This is a genomic window from Marinagarivorans cellulosilyticus (assembly GCF_021655555.1).
GTDB classification, from domain to species: Bacteria; Pseudomonadota; Gammaproteobacteria; order Pseudomonadales; family Cellvibrionaceae; genus Marinagarivorans; species Marinagarivorans cellulosilyticus.
The window spans coordinates 4,472,092-4,494,385 of sequence record NZ_AP023086.1; the positions used below are offsets into that span (position 1 = coordinate 4,472,092).

Sequence of the window (22,294 nt, forward strand, 5' to 3'; positions counted from 1 at the left end):
AATAAATCTCTATTGAGTGTTGGGAAAAATGCCAATTAGCGCACATACTTATAGCAAGCACGCCCTACCAAAGCCCAGAAATGGTCAAGGAGAAATCAATGAGCGCACATAACCTTCGCGGTTTTGACTTGCTCTCCAGTGTTCGTCACAACAAAGGTACTGCCTTTAATCATCAAGAGCGCGAAGCGCTTGGGCTGCGCGGTTTGTTACCGCCCGCTGTTTTTGGCTTGGACGATCACAAGCGCCGAGCGCTGGCCAATATTCGGCGAAAAGACAGCGACATCGAACGCTACGTATTTATGCAGTCGCTTATGGGGCGCAACCAAACGCTGTTCTATCGCTTGGTAATTGACCACATAGAAGAGCTAATGCCCATTATTTACACCCCCACCGTAGGCCAAGCTTGTCGCGAGTTTGCCCATATATTTCGCCAACCGCGCGGCTTTTATATTAGCCCTAGCGATAAAGGCGACATTCGTACAATTCTGAATAACTGGCCCGAAAAAGACATTCGCGTTGTCGTTATCACCGACGGTGAACGCATACTCGGCTTAGGCGATTTAGGTACCAATGGCATGGGCATCCCCATTGGCAAGCTAGCGCTTTACACCGCTTGCGCTGGCATTCCACCGGAGCAATGCCTACCTGTTATGCTGGATGTTGGCACTAATAACCAAGCCCTACGTGAAGACCCACTTTACCTTGGCACACCGATACCGCGCATTCGCGGGGAAGACTACATTCAGTTAGTCGACGAATTCGTTACCGCTATTCAAGATGCTTTCCCCAAGGCTTTAATTCAATTTGAAGACTTCCTAACGCCCAATGCCTACGCATTATTAAATACTTACCGCAATCAAGTGCTGTGTTTTAACGACGACATTCAAGGCACGGCAGCCGTAGCACTTGCCGGCGTATATGCCAGCTGCAAACCAGCCGGCAAGCAATTCAAAGACCTAAAAGTAATGTTTTTAGGCGCAGGCTCTGCCGCTACAGGGATAGCCGACCTATTAAAAGTCGCCTTAATGGCCGAAGGTCTTAGTGAACCCGAAGCCTTGGCCCGACTGTGGTTTGTTGATGTTAGCGGTTTAGTCGTTAAAGGCCGCACCGACTTAATGTCCCACAACCTGCCCTATGCCCACGCACACACGCAAATGCCTTTTATCGAAGCCATAGAAGACATCAAGCCCGATGTGCTAATCGGTGCAACAGGCTGCCCCGGCACGTTCAACCAAAGCGTGATTCGTAAAATGTGCGAACACAATGCACGCCCAGTGATATTTGCCCTATCAAACCCAACCTCTCAAGCAGAATGCACTGCCGAACAAGCTTATGCTTGGAGCAATGGCCACGTCATTTTTGCCAGTGGTAGCCCTTTTGCGCCGGTGGAATATGACGGCAACCGCTACCAACCGGGCCAAGGTAACAATGCTTACATTTTCCCAGGTATTGGCCTAGGCGCTATTGTGGCCGAGGCGAAGTTGATTTCTGACGAAATGTTTTTAGCCGCCGCAAGCACACTAGCCCAATGCGTCACCGAAGAAGAAGTAGCCGCAGGCTCGGTTTACCCCAAGCTAACGCGCATCCGTGAGGTATCGCTAGATATTGCCGTGGCCGTTGCCAAAACAGCCTACGCACAAGCACTCGCTCAGTCCGAGCCACCACTTAACCTGCGAGAAACCATCGCCCAAAGAATGTACGACCCACACTACGAATAATTCGCCACCACTGCGATGCTGCACCGTATTGATGCGCGCTGCAGCAATTGCCCGCAAAACCCTCGATCGATTATGCGCCGAACTACTCAACCGTGGGCGCTTAGGCTATGATGGCCACCCACAAATACACCAATACCTTTGACTGGAACACGACACATCATGGCGGTAGAGATCCCAGGCTACAAAATCATCAAAACCCTGGGCAAAGGCGGCATGGCCACTGTTTATTTGGCAGTGCAGGATATTTTCGAGCGCGAAGTCGCGCTAAAAGTTATGTCGAAAGCGCTCACCGAAGATCCAACTTTTGGTCAGCGCTTTATGCGCGAAGCACAAATTGTTAGCAAACTGATACACCCCAATATTGTCACGGTTTACGATGTCGGGTTATCCAATGGCGCCTACTACCTCTCGATGGAATACATCGACGGCGCGGACCTTAAGCACTCCCGTAAAAGCCTAACCTTTATAGAAAAAATCCAAGCCGTCAAAGACATCGCCAGCGCACTGGATGTTTCTGGCGGCAAAGGCTACGTACACCGCGATATTAAACCCGAAAACATCATGATTGAAAGCGGCACTAATCGCGCCGTATTGATGGATTTTGGCATTGCTCGCGCCAGCGAAGCGGACATCAGCGTAACCCAAGCCGGCACCGCAATTGGCACCCCCCACTACATGAGCCCCGAGCAAGCCAAAGGCAATGATGTAGACCCAAGAGCCGACCTGTACAGTTTGGGCGTTGTTTTGTTTTACCTTGCCGCCGGTTATGTTCCCTTTGAGGGCGACTCGGCGGTGGCCATTGGTATTCGCCACATTACAGAAGCCGTGCCCGAGCTGCCCCACTATGCGCGTGAGATGCAGTGGCTAATTGATAAAGCTATGGCAAAAAGCCCTGACGACCGATTTCAAAGCGGCGCTGAGTTTATCAAAGCGCTAGACGACCTAGATCTAGCCTACATTGCAGAGCAAGTCGCACAATACAATAGTGACGACACCTCTGACTTTGACACCCCCACCATGGTCAGCGAGCAACCGGTTCACCGCTATGGCGATAGCACACCCAGCGATGACGATGGCCCCGAAGATTTTACTCTTTCGTTTAAAACCGAAGAGCCACCCTCACTAAACCTTAAATGGCCTTTATATGTCGCCGGTGGTTGCGTTGCCAGCTTGGCCGCAGTGGGAATTTACCTTGTCGCCAGTTATCAACCGGCGGCCATTGAAGCTACCGCCCCCCAGGTGAAATCACCCAATGCACAAAGCAAAATAGCCCAGCTCGTATTAGGTAAACACCCCAAGCTCAGCAAAGAACAACAAGCCCAGTATGCGCAGCTAACCCATCAGGTCGAACAGGCTCACGAGGCCTACAAAAATTACGCCTCAGAAAAAAACCTACAACAGTTGGTTACAAGTTACCGCGCTATTTTAACGCTTATCCCTAACGACCAAACCGCGCAAGAAACACTCGCATTACTGGCTGACGAAGAAATAGCCAAACTGGAGCCCCAATTCAACAAAGGCGAATTTAAACAAGCCCAGCGCACACTCGCTAGCGTGCTTGAAATATTCCCTGGCCATAGCTCGCCGGCAATGGATAAAGCCCGCGCCCAAATGACACAGCGCAGCAAACTAGAAAAACTACTCGAAGATGGCCACCGCCTATATAAACGTCGCAATTACGTAGAGCCAGAACAAGATAACGCCGCCGCCGCATACCAAGCCGCGTTGGCAATAGCCCCCGAACTAAAACCGGCACACGAAGGCTTAGAACGCATTGCCAAGATGCTAGTAAAGCAAGCCGCTGGCGCCCTGCGTGAAAACAACCTTAAAGGCGCCCGCCATTACACCCATCAAGCGCTAACCATTTTACCCAACTATGTGCCAGCGCTAGAGATGGAGAGCAACCTGCTCAGCTCGGCCTCTATTGAGGAAAAAACCGAAGCTCTAATGATTCAAGCCCAACGCTACGCGAGCAAAGGCAATTATTACGCACCAGCAAACCGCAACGCCTACCAAACTTACACCGCTATACTTGCACTGGATAAACGCAACGGCCTAGCCAAAGAACGACGAGACCTACTGGCCGAACAACTGCAAAATAGCGCGCAGCAGCACATAGACGACGGCAACTACACTAAAGCACTCGCACTTGCCGATAATGCACTGGAAAACTTCCCCAAAACACAGGTTGTTCAAACCGCAGCGGCCAACATTCAAAAAGCTATTGCCCAGCACCAGTACCAACACCAACCTCGTATCGATACGATCCGGGCCTCGGGCTTACCCAAAGTACAAATCGATCGCGAACAGCCGCGCACCATTGCTGTTAACGACAAAATCTTTTTTAAGTTTGACTACCAAAATTTTGAGAACGCCAAGATTGTGCTATCGGCCAAACTCTATCGCGACGACAATAGCGAGCCTCTTGGCTCCAAACATATCTTTGTTAAAGGCCCACAGGGCGAAAACGAATTTGTTTTTGACCTTGCCCGTGGCGGTGCCCAAGCAGGGCGTTACCGCATCGAAATACTAGTGTCCGGTAAAGTGCTCAACCAACTGTACTTCCGCATAAGCTAACCCCTGCCTCCTTCCCCTTAAGTTATAAGCAACACCTAAAACACCACAACTTATAACTTAAGGTGCCTGCAATAGCGCGCTTACACTACCCCATATAACCAATAGTATTTTTAAACTGCCGCTTACGCCCTAATAATCTAACGCTTATCTCTAAAATGAGCCGCCCCTCACAACTCATACTTAAGCATGTGATATTGTTAATATTGAATTAAGAGAAGTACGCTTTTATTCCATTTTGAAATCAGAATGAAGCAGTAGTAATACGCCGATGCGTGAGACAGGAGCCCCAAGTGACAGAAGCCGCCAAAGCAGTCACCAATGTAATCGCCCTAAACCCAATACTCAGCCCGCAAGAGCGAGCCAACTTGGGCAAATTACCATCAGCTTTAACATGCCTAAACCAAAAAACACGCATGGTGCTAGAGGCACTGCTTAATCACTGCTTCGAACAATGCAACGACAGCATTTTTCACGCCGCAGATTGCGCAACCTCAACCGACATACAAAACCAACTATTTGATGCTAACCGCCTGCTGCGCGCGCAACAGCCGCACTTTTGCCAACACTTTCTCGGCGGCATTGATATTGCTTTTAGCCAGCTAGTCGATAACCACAACAAAAGTAACGCGCCAACATCCAACACGGAAGCAACCGATAGCGCAAGCCGCTGGAGCATTAACTTAGAAAAGCTGGAAAACGAAACCATAGCGCAAAACAAAAACCGGCTGGCTAGCATCAGTACACGCATACAAGGTGTACTTACCGCCCATAATATTGAGCAACACAGCAGTAACGACGCGCACCAGACCAACCCGCTACACCCAACGGTATTATCACGTCTGTACAGCACACAAATAACACGCCTACAACTGCCTGCGCCGGCCATGCAATGCATTAGTGATGTTTTTCAAGCATCCCTATTTGACCAGCTACACAACATTTACCAAGCTGTAGATAACCTGCTGGACCAAATTGGCGTAGCCAAAGCCAAAGAATTCGACAAGCACTTTAGTAGCAAGCACATATCACAGCTTAGCCAGCGCCAACCTAAAAATACTGCACCGCTCAACGAAGTGACCGCCAGCATTCTCGATAGCGTACTTGGGGAAAAAAAGCCCGCTAAGCTGGTAACGCGCAAAGAACTCATAACAATTATACAAGTCGCACAGCGCGAGCTTAGCAGCGCCACAGCTCTAGAATCGTCAACTTGCATGACGCAACTTTTACAGCAAACGCAAAAACGCTTAAATATTTCTGGTGAGCTATGCAACCACGACCAAGAATTGATCAAACTTATTGGCGTGATGTTTGAGGTCGTCACCCGCAACGATAATCTAGAACCCATGACCAAGGGTTACATTAACCGCCTACAAGTCACCACCATTAAAGTTGCCCTGCTGGACAAAACGTTTCTTATTAATAACCAGCACCCAGCACGCAGTTTATTAAACGAACTCGTTTTAGCAGGCCTTGGCTGGCAACAAAAACAAGACCCGCACTTAAAGTCCGAAACTATTCGCACCCTAGACCGCATTACGCACAATATTGTCGAAAACTACGGCACCGATATCACCATATTCATAGAGGCGCTCGCGGTTTTACGCAAAACACTTAACAACGAACGCCAGCAATTATCCCTGCTGGGCATTCGCTTACACGGTAGTGCGCAAGGCAAAGCCAAAGCCAAAGAAACCGAACTTATCACCGACACCCTTATTGCCAAAATACTGAATACTGCCAATGCGGCACCGGTTGTACATGCATTTGCCACCAAACTTTGGCGCAACGTAATGCTAGTAACCGCCATGCGCGACAGCATTACCTCGCCTAAATGGCTTGCACATATTCATCTACTCGAAGACATTTGCCATCTAACAACCGCCTGCACTAACACCGCCGATAAAATAGAGCGCAGTAACGCCCTACCTAAAGCTATGCAATACATTCAGCAAGCGCTAACCACTTGTGCACACAACGCATTCGATACCGCCGAAATACTCGAAGAACTGCACCGAACATTGTGCAGCTGCCTAAAAGGCAAGCCTGCGCCCACACATTACCAGCTTAAAAATAGCCACCAAAACGAAGCGCCTGCACCAGGCAGCTTAGAAGTATCACCAAAAACGAATAGAGTACTTAAATCTCAGTACCAAACAACTGCGGCCACCCCAGCAAGCGCTAACACGGCACAACCAAAAACCGAACAAGACACCCCTGCCGATGCTCTATTGCGCGAACAGGTAGCGCAATTCCCCCGCGGCGCACTATTTAACTGGGAAGCGCCCGACAAAGGCACAATCCGCTGCCAATTAGCCGCCATTATCAAGCAAACCAATCGCTATATTTTTATTAACCGCAATGGCATCAAAGTCATCGATATGGCCATAGATGATGTAATAACTGCCATTAAAAGCGAACAACTTATTCCGCTCGAAAATAATAGGGTGTTTGACAAAGCTCTGGAAGAAGTCGTTACCGGCCTACGCCGCAACCAAACAGACTCTATAAGCAACCGCCAATAGAACACATTTACACCACAATGCAGACTTCGCTTGCTGCCACTGCCGAGCACGCCTATAATGGCCTGCTTGATGAACCAAAGGCCAACTAACAGCCTATTGGCAATACTCTTCAAGTAGATGCAAGATCCGCGCATTGAAAGAAACACTTTTCACATCAAGCTGCTTACCTCACTATTTTGTGCAAGCAGCTTGCTACCGAAAAGGGGGCGATTAGGATTCGACGCCGGTAACAAAATCTAAGGTGCATGTCGTGATGGTAGCCAATCACGTTAATCCAAAGCTGCACAATAATTAGTTGCCAACGATGACAACTACGGTGCCCAACTAGCTGCGTAAGTAGCCTGTGAAGCACTACCTAGCGGTTCGCCGCTAGCGGTCTTTAGCAAGGTGCCAGTACCGCGTTAACGACTGTCATATAGAACTGGATAGCTGTGTTGTTTAGATCGTGGCAACATTGCAAAACTTTAAGCGAACTCGCCCACCACGCCCTGCCCGTTGGGTAGTGATTGGGTTAAATTAATTAACGGAAACTAAGCATGTAGAGCCGAAGACGGAGTGCTGACGGACGCGGGTTCAAATCCCGCCGCCTCCACCACCCATAAAAAAACCCCATTCAGTCTTTTTTGAATGGGGTTTTTTTATGGGTGGTGTAAAGCGCTGGCTTGCACCTAATACGTAACGGGTTGACGTGCATGGATGCGCTAATACCGCGGGCGCAGGATGCGCAAGAGCGGTACAAATCAAAACGTCCGGAACATTTTGCACCGCCGAACGGCGCCCGAAGGGTCAGGGCCATGGATGGCCCTGAGTATATTCCCGCCACCGCATCAAGCCTCGCTATAAACTCCCAGCGAAGCAACAGTCTTTTTTGAATGGGTTTTTTTATGGGTGGTGTAAAGCGCTGGTTTGCACCTAATACGTAGCGGGTTCACAAAACGTCCGGAACGTTTTGCACCGCCGAACGGCGCCCGAAGGGTCAGGGCCATGGATGGCCCTGAGTATATTCCCGCCGCCACAATAATGAGATTCGCTCAATATCCGGTCCAGCCGTCTCATGTCTCATATCGGGCGTAATCAATTACCGAAGGAGCATAGCCAATCTAAGCGATGTAGAGCAATTAATTCAGAAATGAAGTTTGAAGTTTACCAAGTTAGCTCAATATAAATTCCCACCAGCAGCCCCAGCAGCCGAGCATAAGATAATCATTTCGCAGGCGCGCAAGCCATCCATGGAATCTCTACACGTGTTCCATACACGCGACGGCCCGCACAATTACCTTGCACCCACTAGTTACCGCATGATTGGCTTTACCCAAAACGGATTTCCCGCCGCCCATCAAAATCTTGCCCCTTGAGCACAACAGTATCTTTGGTTAAGTTGGCGGCGGGAGTTGAATAGATAACCTATATTATTGAATATAAAGATTTTTTCGTAGTCTGTTAAATCAGATACCGAAGGAAAATTGCAGCTTGGATGAGCTTATGCCTTGGCGTTTGAATAAAGCTTAAAAGGTGTGGCTGGCGAGACGTTTACAAAACTCCTTTGTTGGACAATTTGGTAACCACCATGAACGCTCACAACTACGGATCAAATCAAGCTAATTAGGGCCGTTTAGGGGCACAAATATCGATAGCTAATCGCAGGTATTTAATGGACTTGTTCAGTTGCGAAAGGGGGAACTGAACCCGCGTCCCGCCCCACCACCAAATTTTTAAGCCCTAATGAGTCCTTACTGGCCTTTAGGGCTTTTTATTAACCTTCAAACTCAAAAGCTAGCTCAAAGTAAATCACTCTATTGGCAAATGCCCTGTCTTGACCAAAATGACGGTGTCCTCATGAACATAAGGATGATGCTGGCTCATGTGAGGGTTGCGAATCCACGTATGCTTCGGATACATGCCACACTCATCTCTAAATATTCCCGAGAGAACCAGAATTTCTTCTCCACCAAAGTGTCGATGTGGCTGAAACACTTCCCCTGCGGGCCACTTAACCAAGGCGACATGCTCACTTTCAAAACTGTACAGCGACATTACCTCTAGGCTACCTATGCCCTGTTGCCAAGGAAATGTTTTTGTATCGACCCGAACTTGAGTTGAATCCTTCTGATTGAATTGATTCAGTTTTACGAAAATAGTGCAGCCCTCTTTACTAAAAGGGGAGTGAACACTGCCTGGAGGGTTGCGAATATAAGTGCCCGGTCCAAAATCGCCCGTTTCGTCGGAAAACACTCCCTCTAACACATAGATTTCTTCACCCAAGGGATGACCATGCTCTGAAAAACTAGCGCCCGTTTCGTACCTCACAATACTTGTTGTATGCCCAGACTCTTTAGCCTCTCTTTCAAGCGGTTTACGTGATACACCTGAAACTGGGCTTTCAGTCCAGTTCATAGCTGAGGTTTCGATCACCAACCGCTGGGAAAGATCTATGTTTAACATCCAACACCTTCCTTTCTTTTACCCAGCAGAAATACTAGAAAAGGTACAACGTAGGTTATCAAGGCCGGCAAAAGTAGAAAATTCTCCTGACCAAAGATTCCATCGTACTGATTTACTAATATTAATAACGTTCCTACGGTTAGTGCGACTTGCCCTGCTTTCAGGCCATGAACCTTAACCAGCTCTTGAAATATCATCACCCACCCTCCGAGATAGAAATCACTGCAATCGAATGGTTCACAAATGCTAGAGTAACGCTTTGTAAAACCTAAACACCTAAAGTCCAATAGAAATCCTAGCAACCTCTTCTCCTTCAACCCTAGCCGGAACCGAGCAGCACAATAAAACCTCTCCATCGTCCACCCCCTCTGGATGTTCCGTTTCATAAGCGACTTTGCCTGACGTCAGTTTCACTTTGCATGCACCACATTGTCCGCTTCTACAACCAAACTTAGGAGCAAACCCATGCGCTTCTGCAAATTCCAATAAGTTGCCATCTTCTTTTGACCAGGCCTGTTCAACTTTAGAATTGGAAAACTCCACAATAGCTTGATAAGCAACTGGTTGCGATACGACGCTTTTCGTTGCCTCATCAGCATTTCGTTTCAATGACGCCGGGCCAAATGCTTCGGCATGAATACGAGAATCGCTGACACCTAACGAGCGCAATAAATCATAGCTTGCCTGCATAAATCCGGCCGGACCACAAAGATAACAATCGTATTCATCCAGTGGCAATATTGCTTGAAGCAGGTCTTTTGAAATATGACCGACGTGCTGAAAGTCTTTTCCGGGTTTTGAATCTGGACTGATTTCACTCAATGCCCAATAGGCTTGTATCTGATTTTGAGACGCCTCAGCAATCCCATTAAATTCTTCAAAGAATGCCCTTTGTTGATGGCTGCGCGCAGCACCAATGAAGGTGATCGAACGCATTTTTCGCGTTCTAAGCCCCTCACTCAATGCATGTCGTGCCATCGAGATCATCGGCGTAATGCCGACACCACCCGCAAGAAGCAGAGCCGGACGATCACTCTCTGAATTATATTGAAATGCTCCCGTGGGGGCTTTAGCGAGTATCGTATCCCCTACATTTATGTCTGAATGTAAGTAACTGGAAAAAGTCCCTTTAGGGCGCTTACCATCTGGTGAATCTTCGCGCTTTACACTGATTCGATACTGATGATCAGCCGGCGCGCTCGACAAGGTGTAAGTACGTATTTGTTTTTTACCTTCAAGTTCAGCCTTCAGGGTAAGAAATTGCCCAGGGATAAACTTTAGCGCCTGATGCCCAACAGCAGAGAGATAGAAGGATTTGATGACACTGCTTTCCCGAACAATCTTCTCAACTTTATAAGGCCGCCATTCGTTCTTAAGTTTTGCAGCATCTTCCGATGCTTTGGCTTCTTGCCAGCTACCTGTCAAAGACGTGTTAGGAGAAAACGCCTGCAATTTCCATCTGAGCGGAAGTGCATATTTGAGTTTTCGCCCATGATCAAGGTGGAATCTCCATAGCTGCTCTGCACCTTCAAAATACTTTGTCTCAGGCGAATCCCACAAAATCTCTACGGTGCCTGTCAATGTCACAAGGTGACCGTTTTCAAAGTCAAGAAAGAGCAAACCAGCCTTGGCATTTTCAATAAAGTTCCCAAACGTATTATAGTGGTTGTTGCCCATGTAATCTGGAATGGTCAGCGTCTTGTCATCATCCACCCGGACAAAACCTGGCCGACCGCCTCGATGAGAAACATCTGCACCTTCGCTGGCCTCTTCACTACCATTAGCAAGGTAGCTAGCCACAAAAAAAGTATCACTATTCGAGATCAGCGCCTGTACACCCTGATCAAACAACGTGATTTCTTGAACTTCAGGCTTCGGTATTGAATCAGCACCCAGCCATTCCAATTCACGAGTTTGAATATATTGTGGACAGTTACCAAACGCTTGATCTACATTCAGCTCAAACCCTTGTTCCGTTTTACGCTTAATGTGTGCCGCTAATCGGTTCCTCCGCCGTGTTGGCAATTCTATTCCGAGTAAACCGAGTCGAGTCTTAGGCACAATGGCTTCCTGAAGAGGGTCGCCTTCTACAGGTAAGGTATTAATCGATAGCGAGCGTTCATTTTTCGAGTGCATAAACCCAGGTGAATTGAACAAGATGGAAGCCCACGGCCAACCTTCACCATCGGCATGCCCGACAAAGACAAACGGCAACTGATTATAGAACTCTCGATGCTGATCTGGCATAAAGTCTCGAATAACCTTTCGACCAAAACGTTCCATTTTTTCCCTAACGCCCATGCGAGCCTGGATTTTTTGTTCGCCCGAATGAAAGGGTGAAGGTTTAATATCCTGTATTGAGTTTGTCATAAGGTAATCCTCACTACGCAGAACTTAACTGACTATGCACTTAATTGGCTAAGTATATGCACATAATTTTTATTGGGCCGACCATCGGAGACTCCTCCTTGGTCTGACCCTTTTGAATCATTAGGTAAACCGTTTTAGATACGACTTATGTGAAAAGTGGAGCGCCCACCATCACAATACCTATGATGCCGGTAAACCATGCAAGTGTGCGAATCCAAGGCACCCCAAGTGTATAGATCACCGCATGCACAATGCGGCTCACCAGAAAAATCTGAGCACCCAAGGCACTGACGTCATTGTTTAATCCTAACCCGTGCACTGCTAGCATGATGGGCGCAAATATGGCGATGGCTTCAATCAAGTTTCGGATGGCTCGATTCAGCCTATCATTCCAACCGGACCAAGGTGCAATGTCGTGTTGATTGCCTGCAGCAACCGGAAGCCCTAAAAGTATAACGTTGCGCGTACCTTGAATAAGGGTGAGCGCGAGTAGTAGTCCGCCTGCACCAGCAAGCATTTGAATTTCAGTGATCATAGTTTCATCTCCTAATCATTTCGACATTTTGATTGTCTTATCGATTCAGGCCAACGGCCGTTTTTTGCATTGGCACAAAGCCATCAAGCGCTTCAAATCTATTCAACCACGCGACAATATTCGGATAAGGTTCAAGTGACACATCACCTTCCGGTGCATGAGCGGTATACGTATAGTTGGCAACGTCAGCAATAGTCGGCGTACTGCCCACTAACCAATCTTGCTCCAATAGATGAGCTTCAAGCAGCTCAAAAGTATGGTGTGCGATAGCCTTGGCGTTTTCATGATCCAAACCAGCACCAAACACGTTAACCAGTCTTGCGACCGCAGGACCAAAAGCGATCTTTCCTGCCGCTAGAGATAAGAAGCGTTGAACGTCTGCAGCTGCCTTCGCGTCTCGAGGTAACCATTCGTGGTTAGTGTCATACTTACTGGCCAAATAAACCAAGATGGCATTAGAATCTGAAAGCGTTGCTTCACCATCCTCAATTACCGGGACCTGACCAAAGCGATTTTTTTTCAAGAAGTCAGCTTGTTTGTGTGCGCCATTTGCCAAGTCCACATTCACTAACTCGGTCGGTAAACCAAGCAATGACAAGAACACCTCAACGCGATGTGAGTGACCGGAAAGTGGATGACGATATAGTTTGATTGTTGACATGATTTAGCTCCTGAGTGAGTTTGTGATTAAAAAGTTTTTACTTAAGTTTCTGTTGCAAGCGGCTTACTTTACTTAGGCAATCTATTCTGCTGCTCAAGCTTTAAAAGGTCTTCGAACCCTCCTACCGCCAGATCATCAACAAAAATTTGAGGAAAGGTTCGCGCTTGAGTACGTCTACGTAGCTCTTGGAATTTCTCAGGCTGCGCGTAAGTGTCATACTCGCTGTAGTCCAAACCTTTACTTTCAAGAAGACGTTTAGCATGCGTGCAATAGCCGCATCCTGGTCTTGTGTAAATTTCAATTTTGTTCATATATCTGGCCTCCTGTTGTTTCAGCACTCAACTTGGTGCTTACTGCCGATGAAGATCAGTATCCAAAAAATCGACTTTGGGAAAAACCGGCTTGCTGTTGAATGATTGTCAATGATATATTGACAATCATGGATACATTAGATGGATTGAGAACGGTTGTGGCCGTAGTTGAAACCGGCTCTTTTACCGCAGCAAGCGACCGGCTAGGGCTTTCGAAAGCCTTGGTCAGTAAATATGTCGGAGAGGTGGAAAAACAATTGGGGGTGAGGCTATTTAACCGGTCTACCCGTCGATTAGCGCTAACCGAAGCCGGGCAAAATTATTATGAAAACGCACTTCCCCTGATTGATAGCTTTAATGCACTGGTCGATGATGTCACAGGAGAACAGGGATCACCAAGGGGGTTGCTTAGGGTTAGCGCCCCGCAAACCTTTGGCGAAATGAAGCTATCTCCAGTGTTACCCCAATTTCTCGATAAGCATAAAGAGATGCAGGTCGAACTACTTTTGGGTGACAAAGCAATTGATATGCTTGAAGAAGGTATTGATGTCCGTATTCTAATCGGTGGCGTTGATGATTCCAGCATGGTGGCAAGATCCATCAACACCTTTCCCTTGATACTATGCGCGTCACCCACTTATTTAGAATCAAAAAAAGCACCAGATTCTCCAAACGATCTAAAAAATCACACTTGCATCATCGACAGTAATTTCCGTATTGGTAAGAAGTGGCCTTTTGTCACACCTAGCGGCGAAACGGCATCCATTGATGTGATGTCTCGCGCTTCTGCAAATAGCCCAAGAGCCGTGAAGGAAATGACGTTAGCGCATGGAGGCATCGGTATGATTCCTCGATTTATTGTCGAAGAAGAATTGAAGAATGGCACGTTGACTCAAGTATTACCCAATTACAGAACACTTGAATTTGGTCTATTCGCCATCTATCCCCATAGGAAGTACCTATCGAAAAAAGTACGCTGCTTCATTGATTTTTTGATGGATGAATTCGGATAGTAAGCGTTCGGCGATAAACCTAAACTCACACTCTAAATAGGCGATACCTATAAAACAAATTTTGTTCGGCTATGTCAACAGAGTTTCTGCTAGCTTCTGACAAACAGGGTTCCGAAGATCCTGCGTAAGCATAAACCCGCATTAGCTTACTAATTAAATTTATGGACTAATTCAATTCATATTGCGGGAACCAAACCGGTGCCCCATACCACCGCCCACAATCTAATACCACCGAGCACGTTAATGAGAGGCAATTCTCCTCAATTATTGCAGTGCGTTATAAACCAGAAACGCCAATACAAGCGGTATTCGATAACTTGCAAGAAGAGGCCATCATTCTCGTCAGGAATCAAGGGGCAGTTGCCCACGCGGCTAAATCATTAAACTTCGCTATGTTGAGTAAAAGGGGTGGTAAAGCTCACAATGATATTCAATCGAATAGGGTAGAGTTCGAGACTGCAGGCCCACTGCCCCAAAAAATGTAGCTTGCCCATTTTAATAAATAGGCAAGCCTCGCGATAAGGATTCAATGAGCTTTGAAACGTTTATTTAACTTAATCTATGGTTCCGCAGGCTTTACCTAAGATATCGCCCAAATCAACACAAATAGTCATAGAATCCCCCCTAACGGATGCCGACAGTTTTGAGCTGGCTATGACCTTGCCATTTCCGTCTCTTATCGAGCCTGAAACTTTTGCGGTGACGCCTTTTTTCGTGCTGACCGTGAATTTAGATTTGGCGGAAATTTCGGCCACTTTGGTGCGTTCACCGGCAATAATTATATACAACGGAATTTTCACCGAGGAAGACCCCGTTAATGTCAGGTCTTTGCGTGTCGCCTCCCCTTTCAGCTTAATATTAGCCAAGCCAGCAAAATCCGATTTCCCCTCAATGGTGAATTTGTCCGCGCGTAACACTGCGGTTGCATCACTATCAAAACTAATACCCGGAATACCCGTACTGACTCGACCGACGATTTTTAATTCCCACTCATCCCAGTCATCCTCTTTAAGCGGGAAAGTACCGGAGAAGTCGATTTCTCTTGAAGCTGACCCAGACAGCATTTTTGTGCGGTTCTTGGCCGAAAAACTAACGGCATCGGAATCGATTTTAAAATATGCTGAGGCAATGGGAATGCTGCTTGTTTTAATAATACCCAAATCTTTTAGTAACGGTGCTGCAAAACTCACATCGTTATAAAACTCAAAAGACGAATCAGAAATATTATCGGCCGATATTTTTGCAAGTAGCTCGGTTTCTGTGGTTTGACCAAAGCCTAAAATATCGGCAATTTCGTCTGGCAACAGATTCGCAGCACTCAGCGATTTAGAAATACCCGCTACAATCAAACCATCAGAAGATGCCCCAACCGTTGCCTGACCAAGCTTTAAATCAGCATTTAGCAGTGATAATAGTGAATTTTCATCATCGGATAATGCTGTGCTAAACGTTACTGTGCCATTAGCCCCAAAAGCAAAACCAGAAGCATCACCATTAAAGACATCATCCATCGGTGCAGAAACATAAATATCACCGCCAACAGTCACCCCAGGGAACTGCTTTAATGGAATATCACCCCGCAGTAACAAGTTAGCATTGTCAAATGCGCCTAGCACTTCTTTATCGCTATCGGAAATTGTAATATTTTCGAGCAGGCCAACATCGGCCTCGAAGGGGATATTACCCTGGGTAGAAATACCAATCCCTACATTATCAATAGACGAAAAATACTTACTCCCACTTAATTCGCTAGAACCATTAATACGACCGTACAAGAAGGGGTCATTAGGATCCATTGCTAAGGTAATTTTTTGTTGCGGAACAAGGCCTGAATTTAAAGCAATATCGCCAAGCTTCAAAACTGTCTCGTTTTTAAACTTGAAAAAGACATAATCTTTTTCATCTACCAAAGGCACATCTAAATTTGATAAATTTTTACCTTGATCAATCCCAAAATCCAGCTCAACCTCTTGCCCAAAATCTAACTGTTCGCCATCACCATTACCTAACTTAAGGCTCTTAATTCGGGCGGTCCCCCTAAACCTTCCGCTATCATCAAATTTTGCCGTCGCTTGCGTTAACGGAATTCTCCACGACTCACCATTTTTAGCATTCACGTCAATATACAGCGTACCTATGTGGACACCACCAACATCGGTAACAACCCCTCTAAAGACGCCACTAATACCATCACCCAAGGTTAAAGTGTGAATACCATTCGTGTTAGCAGGCGCCACGCCTGCAGGGCAGCCATCAGGGGCTAAGCCACTATCATTCGGACAAAGGTCGATATAATTCGCAATGCCATCCTTATCGCGGTCGGCTCGAGTATTGAGCACATTTACATATAATTCATTCTCGAGTGTAAAGGTGCCTACTTCTGTCGGCATAGTCATCGCGTATTTGATGATCGAATTATTCAGCTCATCAGCAGCGCCTCGGGTATCTATTCGAAGCTGAAGGGGTAAACGCTGCAGACCAGGCTGCATATCTAGCTCACTAAGCGGCGCGCCATCTTGCATTAGCGTCATACTCAGCCCATCGGAATTGGAAACATTGGTGTCACTGACATCCAACGTTTGTATAGCACCGGTTAAATTACGTGCGACTAACTCAACGTCCAAAGTTTGCACTTGGCCAACCGCTGTATCAATAAAAATACCTTCTGATTTAGGCCCAGCCAGCGCAACATACGACGACACAACAGGTGACACAAGCTCCCATTGCGGCACCGGAATATTCATTTCACGTACCGACACGCGACAAATAATGGATCCGCACTCACGGTCTGTCTCTACTTGCTTATACGTGAAAGAAAAAAACTTAGTGGTAGGCGAGCCTGGGATATCAAACGTACCGTTACTAATACTTTTATCTGTATCAAAGGCCGACGCATTTAACAGGTTTAGCTCTGTATTCAACAGGGGGATTCCCAAGCTACGCACTTTTGCTTTTAGCCTGCATGTTGTAATTTGAAACAAAGGCTCATAAGTACAATAGCGAGGTTTCACCAAAGACACCTTAAAACCTAGCGGTATACTTTCTGTGGCGTCGGCAACGAGGTTTTTATCCTCATCAAACTGAAATTGACTATGTTGAAAACCATAAAAATCCAGTGTGTTGTAGCCGGCCATAGTAGGCTCTACCCCAGCGAGTTTTTGCTGTAATCGGAGGTTACCGTGCGCATCGATTGAGCCTTCTAGTTGAGCACTATTAATCGTAGCGCCACCGCGATTAAGTAGCATTTCTCCAGTAATTTCACCCGATACTGGGTCAACAGACGCCATACTATCAACTGAGGTAAAACGGCATGCCTGTACACTGGAATCATAATTACGCAACTGGGCTAAAGTGGGCCGCTTATCAAATAACGAACCTTTTAAAATCTTTTGTATTTGCGCAAGGCGTGTGGCCCCCACCTTTACGCCAATTAAACTACCAACATCATTAAGAAACCCTGTCGGGTCAACCATTTGAGCCGTCGCTTCATCGGCAAAAGCCACTAGCTTTTCGTAATTCTCATAGGTACGGCCTGCAGGACTAAAAATCATTTGGCGCATTAATTTATCGTACTCAGCGACAGCATCCACTAGACGTGGATATGTGACTGGTGTTTGAATCCCTAAAATAACTAGCGGTTTCTGCCGCCTAAAATTAAGTAAATCTATCTCACTCCAAATACTTTCAATTTGATCGCGTTTAGCTTCATAGTCGATTTGCTGCAGCTGCCAACCCACAATAGCGTCAGCATTACATAAAAAAGAATTAACCTCGCCGCGATATCCCCAGTGCAGAACACCATCGGCATCAATAATCAGAGAAATGGGTTGCTTGTTACCTCCAAGATCAGTGTTCGCATAGTATTTTTGGCCATCAGGTAAAGCGCGAATACCCTCTACTGCCCCGTAGGGTGTATTTTTATTCACCTGCGATACAGGTATCCGCCGGCGCGTATCACCCGAATAAGCCAGTGTGTAGTAACCCATATAGGGCGACGTACATGCATCACCACGCTCATCATTCTGGCTTTCTAGCCCCTGAATATCTTGGACCGTATTCACTTGATCCACATTGGAAAGCAGTGGGCAGTTATCGGCAAAGTCAGCAATTAAATCGGAGTCTTTATCCTCAACGTCTAAACGCAAACCGATATAACGACTACTTGCACCCTCTGTTAAAATATCCCCTTCGGGGAAGACGCTACTAATGGATAAAGCCAGAACACCTTGGGTATCAACAGTACCGGAATATGACCAAGCAACCGCTTCCTGCCCTTGCTCTGTCGTTAATTGGCCATCAATAACACCCGCGAAATTTAGCGATTCAACCGCCATAATATCGAGGTCTTGCAGTTGCGACTCTATAAACTGTGTACCGCTTAATACGCAGGGCTCACAATTGATATTGCCATCTTGATAATACAGCGCCAAGTCAATGGTTAGCTCGCCAGCGCGATCAATCACAAAGCTATCGAGTATTAATGCCTGTTCAATATCGGGAGAGGTTTGTGTGTTTTTTTCAAAACTCATTTGTCGTGTTTTGTAAACACCGCTAAATCGTGAATCACAAACATTACCTGCGCCATCGGCATCACTATCGATTTGCAAAACATTGCTGTGCCATGGGCAGTTATCGATTACATCGGGAATAAAATCATCATCGCTATCGATAATATCTGGGCGCTGTGTGAGAAACTCGTAAGGCACTTCTCCACTGCTCGTTTGCAAACGAATGCGTGCAGCACCCTCTTCAGATACATCCGCTTGCAACTGTAAAGTCGATAAGTCTGATGGCAATACGGCATAAATTTCACTCGGCAAATCAACAACCAGCGGGCTAGCACCCATCGAGGTTTCGAAATCAACACGACAACCTTGTTCACACATCGTATTTGTTACGATAAAAGTCGTCTGTAGTAAGCCATTGTCGGTCACTCGAAAAGCTTCAAGTTGGATATTGCTGTCACTATGGGTATTGATTATTTGGCGAGGCGAGGCAAATAAATTTGAGTAAGGAAATGCGCAAGCATCCCCAAAACCCGTTTCATCACGGTTTTGTTGGCTTGGGTTAAATATATCGACACAGTTATCATTTTCGTCTGGGATAGCATCGCCGTCGGCATCATCCAAATTTTGATTCAGACCAATAAAAACCTCTGTGTCTTGCTCCGGCGTAGTGATAACAATATAGACGCCATCATCGGTGAGTACGCCCTCTGCGTAATTACCCACCTCGACGCCATTGGGTGAAACTACCGGCGTTTCGAAGCGGTAATCGTCACTCAGCTCACCCTGAATACAGTGCTGCGGCCATTCATTAGCATTGCTCGGCTGGCTGCTTTGCTCGTCGTCGCCCATCGCCGGAAAGCACCAATGTATAAGGCGGCTCTCACCAATAATGAACGCTTGATCAAAGTGCTGTAATACCTCAGGGGAATCAATAGTGGCAGGCACAACGGATAGCAGCGCGCGGGTTTCGCCAAAGTCGCACGCATCACCTCGCCCATTACCAGCTGTATCTTGCTGGTCGCTATTGGGGATATCCCAGCAGTTATCAATATCGTTGGCTACGCCATCCAAATCCGAATCCACAGGCCCAAAAGAATCAGTATTTACAAAACAAAATTTCCCTTGGCCAGGTGTAGGGTCTCGTCGAAAAGGCGCGCGTTCACAAATAAAATCCATAACGCCTAGGCCTTCATCATCAGGCACATCAATAAATACGTATGTCCCATTAACACCAAACGCCATTTGCGCAGGTAAGCGAATATGGCAGGATTTGGGTGGGTTATCTTCAGCAGCGGTTTGAGGTGAACAAAGCGTAAAGCCCTCCGGCGCCTCGGGTAAGCTGGCATCGCACACATCACCAACACCATCAAGGTTCGCATCAACTTGGTTTCTATTACTAACCGCAGGACAGTTATCAACTGCATCAGCCACTTCATCACCATCGCTATCAGCAATGCTTACAGCACTTAATGCATTCTCAGGAACACTAATGGATGAACTGACGGATGAGGACATTTGGCTAGAGCTAACAGCAACAGACTGCGAATTCGCAGCTGCCCTTGAAGAAAGCGGCGGCTTGTCTTCGCTTCCGCCACCACTTCCACAAGCCGAAATTAAAAAAACAACGACCAACATCCACACGTATTGAGTTCGACCAAATTTCATCGATTAGAGCCTTTTAAGTACCTTATTAATTGTGGCGCCATTATTCATTAATTACGTTTTATCGTATACCCCCATATAAAGTGGGTGGATACTATGCAAGCACCCGCAATGCCAGATAATGCATACTTAAAAGCGCGATATTTTATCTATAGGGATTGGTTAATGGATAAAGCCGAACAAGCTAAAAAGATAAAATGCTGTGGATAAAACGATTCCCCACATTAACTACCGAATAAAATTTAAACCACAGGTCGTAACTCACCCAATTTACGACGCACAACCAAGGTAGTTAATCCAAATAAAGAAGTTCCCCAAAAGCCTGACGCTTATCGATGAATTATAAAAAATAATGAACGAACTCTGCGCATTGCCGACGGTGCCCGAACTTGCATTAACGGAGCGTCGAAAGCATGCACAAACCATTAATACCGTACCACTGGAAAAAGCGATCGGCGCAGCCGCTTGGCAAGGTGCCAAAGAGCATCTGAAGAAACGCTATTGAAGAAAAACTACCGACTGTGAAAGGATAATGAACACTGCGTGCTTCAAAGCAACGCAGCATCCATTCATGTAAAACTGCAGATTATATTTTGGCGGGTACGCCCCCTAACCGAGGGACGTTTAAATTAAAGCAATAAAGCCATTACGCAAGAATTTGGGTGGCTACTGTGCCGCCACCATGCGGCCAGATTTTATGCGTATTTTTATTGGTGCCCATATATTGCTCTAGGCCCATACCTACGGTTACAGCATCAATCATATGCCGATTATCGCCACCCTTTGTTGCCGAATAGTTTTTAAAGCCAGGCATTCTCGAGGCAACAAGGTTAGGCCCATTGGCGCCGCTGTGGGATCTTCCATCTCCCATATCGGTAACAAAATATACAACCGTATTGTCAATCATTTTGGTACCCGGTACGGCAGGATCATCTCTATCCATTAAGCCCCGAATTAAATAGGCAAAACGCGCATTCAAATAACGATTTAATTCAACATAATTTGGAAACGAAGCCGCATGGCAAGAATTGTGGTAATTGTTTCTAAAATTCGTGCCAACGGGGTTCCAATCGCCCTGATCATTCCCCAATTGCAGCGTCATAACATTGGTTAAACCGCAAGCAAACGCATTGATGATGTTGTCCATTTGCAACTCGGTCTGGTGGCCGAAGGCGGCGCGAGTATCCGTGCCATAACCATTCGCATTCCAGGAGGGCGACTTACAAGCCTCTTGCATATCGGGCTGAGGCTCAGAAGTTGCAATAATGCGTTTCTCTAACTTATCTAAGGAATCCACATGGCTCTCTAGCATTTCCCGCTCAAATTGGCCGAGCTTAGTCTGTAAACGCTTTAAGGCCTCGCGATTTACATCAAGAATACTCTGCTTTTTAGCTAGTACATTGTTTACGTTATTAACGGGAATATTGCCGCCAAATAATGCGGAATAGGCATTGCTAGGATTAATTTGGGGCGGAATGCGACGGCCACCTTTTCGGCCCATCACCTCGTTACAGCAACTGCGAATCGCATGAACACCCAACTGATAGCTTTGATACGGCGTAGTTGTACCAATAACGCTCGCAATTTGTTGGTCAACCGTGTCCGCTGTCCAATCACTGCCTCCTCTCAAAGAGCCAAGCGCTTTATGGATATTGCCATGGCCACCGCGAACAATGTCAACTTCTCGGAAGTTACAGACTTCCTTGACACCCTCTAGGCTTCTCGTGGCATCGTTCATTTGAGTACCATTCGGCAACCAAGCACCATTTGGCGAACCGTTACCGGCCCACACCGCACAAAAACGTTTTACACCACCTTGCGCATGAGCAAAACGGTTAGCCAGCATACCTGACGCAAGTATTGAGCCGCTCAATGCGGATGCAGAAAATCCGGCTTTTGAAACCATCGACAGGAAGTCTCGGCGCGTCTTATTCACTATTCTATTTGTATCTTTCATACTCTACACCTTTAAATG

12 protein-coding genes and 1 other RNA gene are annotated in these 22,294 nt (G+C 46.7%); 6 read left to right on the plus strand and 7 right to left on the minus strand.

Going from position 1 to position 22,294, the window contains the following annotated elements; all coding sequences use genetic code 11:
• The first annotated feature begins 80 nt into the window (after nucleotides 1-80).
• The 4 genes from MARGE09_RS18320 (at nucleotide 81) to ssrA (ending at nucleotide 7,412) form a co-directional block, all read left to right on the plus strand.
• On the plus strand, nucleotides 81-1,718 hold the full coding sequence (locus MARGE09_RS18320) for an NAD-dependent malic enzyme (RefSeq protein ID WP_255711730.1): 1,638 nt from the start codon (nucleotides 81-83) through the stop codon (nucleotides 1,716-1,718).
• Between the two features lie 159 nt (nucleotides 1,719-1,877).
• Complete coding sequence (locus tag MARGE09_RS18325; RefSeq protein ID WP_236984488.1) at nucleotides 1,878-4,295, plus strand: protein kinase domain-containing protein; 2,418 nt, start codon at nucleotides 1,878-1,880, stop codon at nucleotides 4,293-4,295.
• A 290-nt stretch (nucleotides 4,296-4,585) separates the two neighbouring features.
• Nucleotides 4,586-6,817 (plus strand): DUF1631 family protein, encoded by a 2,232-nt coding sequence (locus tag MARGE09_RS18330; protein WP_236984490.1) that lies wholly within the window; start codon nucleotides 4,586-4,588, stop codon nucleotides 6,815-6,817.
• Between the two features lie 202 nt (nucleotides 6,818-7,019).
• Nucleotides 7,020-7,412, plus strand: a transfer-messenger RNA (tmRNA) gene (gene ssrA, locus MARGE09_RS18335).
• 1,193 nt (nucleotides 7,413-8,605) lie between these two features.
• Here the strand turns inward: ssrA and MARGE09_RS18340 are convergent.
• The 5 genes from MARGE09_RS18340 to MARGE09_RS18360 all read right to left on the minus strand — a co-directional run bounded on the left by MARGE09_RS18340 (nucleotide 8,606) and on the right by MARGE09_RS18360 (nucleotide 13,136).
• A complete protein-coding gene (locus tag MARGE09_RS18340) occupies nucleotides 8,606-9,259 on the minus strand; it encodes a cupin domain-containing protein (protein ID WP_236984492.1) in 654 nt (217 codons plus the stop codon).
• Nucleotides 9,260-9,535: 276 nt separating this feature from the next.
• Nucleotides 9,536-11,629 carry a pyridoxamine 5'-phosphate oxidase family protein gene (locus MARGE09_RS18345; protein ID WP_236984494.1) on the minus strand — a complete coding sequence of 698 codons (2,094 nt, stop codon included), beginning with the start codon at nucleotides 11,627-11,629 and terminating at the stop codon, nucleotides 9,536-9,538.
• A 145-nt stretch (nucleotides 11,630-11,774) separates the two neighbouring features.
• Complete coding sequence (locus MARGE09_RS18350) at nucleotides 11,775-12,164, minus strand: MAPEG family protein (protein ID WP_236984496.1); 390 nt, start codon at nucleotides 12,162-12,164, stop codon at nucleotides 11,775-11,777.
• Nucleotides 12,165-12,201: 37 nt separating this feature from the next.
• Nucleotides 12,202-12,825, minus strand: a complete 624-nt coding sequence (locus MARGE09_RS18355) for a glutathione S-transferase family protein (RefSeq protein WP_236984498.1) — start codon at nucleotides 12,823-12,825, stop codon at nucleotides 12,202-12,204.
• Between the two features lie 68 nt (nucleotides 12,826-12,893).
• Nucleotides 12,894-13,136, minus strand: a complete 243-nt coding sequence (locus tag MARGE09_RS18360) for a glutaredoxin (RefSeq protein ID WP_236984500.1) — start codon at nucleotides 13,134-13,136, stop codon at nucleotides 12,894-12,896.
• Nucleotides 13,137-13,264: 128 nt separating this feature from the next.
• On the opposite strand from MARGE09_RS18360, the gene MARGE09_RS18365 reads away from it, so the two are divergent.
• Nucleotides 13,265-14,149 (plus strand): LysR family transcriptional regulator, encoded by an 885-nt coding sequence (locus MARGE09_RS18365; RefSeq protein ID WP_236984502.1) that lies wholly within the window; start codon nucleotides 13,265-13,267, stop codon nucleotides 14,147-14,149.
• A gap of 554 nt (nucleotides 14,150-14,703) precedes the next feature.
• Here the strand turns inward: MARGE09_RS18365 and MARGE09_RS18370 are convergent.
• The gene (locus MARGE09_RS18370) at nucleotides 14,704-20,322 is read right to left on the minus strand and encodes a thrombospondin type 3 repeat-containing protein (RefSeq protein WP_236984504.1); all 5,619 of its coding nucleotides are present in this window, start codon (nucleotides 20,320-20,322) and stop codon (nucleotides 14,704-14,706) included.
• A 349-nt stretch (nucleotides 20,323-20,671) separates the two neighbouring features.
• Here MARGE09_RS18370 and MARGE09_RS18375 point away from each other — a divergent pair, with 349 nt between their 5' ends.
• The gene (locus MARGE09_RS18375; protein ID WP_236984506.1) at nucleotides 20,672-20,824 is read left to right on the plus strand and encodes a hypothetical protein; all 153 of its coding nucleotides are present in this window, start codon (nucleotides 20,672-20,674) and stop codon (nucleotides 20,822-20,824) included.
• A 141-nt stretch (nucleotides 20,825-20,965) separates the two neighbouring features.
• Here MARGE09_RS18375 and MARGE09_RS18380 read toward each other — a convergent pair whose 3' ends face one another.
• Nucleotides 20,966-22,276: a DUF1552 domain-containing protein gene (locus MARGE09_RS18380; RefSeq protein ID WP_236984508.1), complete on the minus strand. Its 1,311-nt coding sequence runs from the start codon at nucleotides 22,274-22,276 to the stop codon at nucleotides 20,966-20,968.
• Nucleotides 22,277-22,294: the final 18 nt, after the last annotated feature.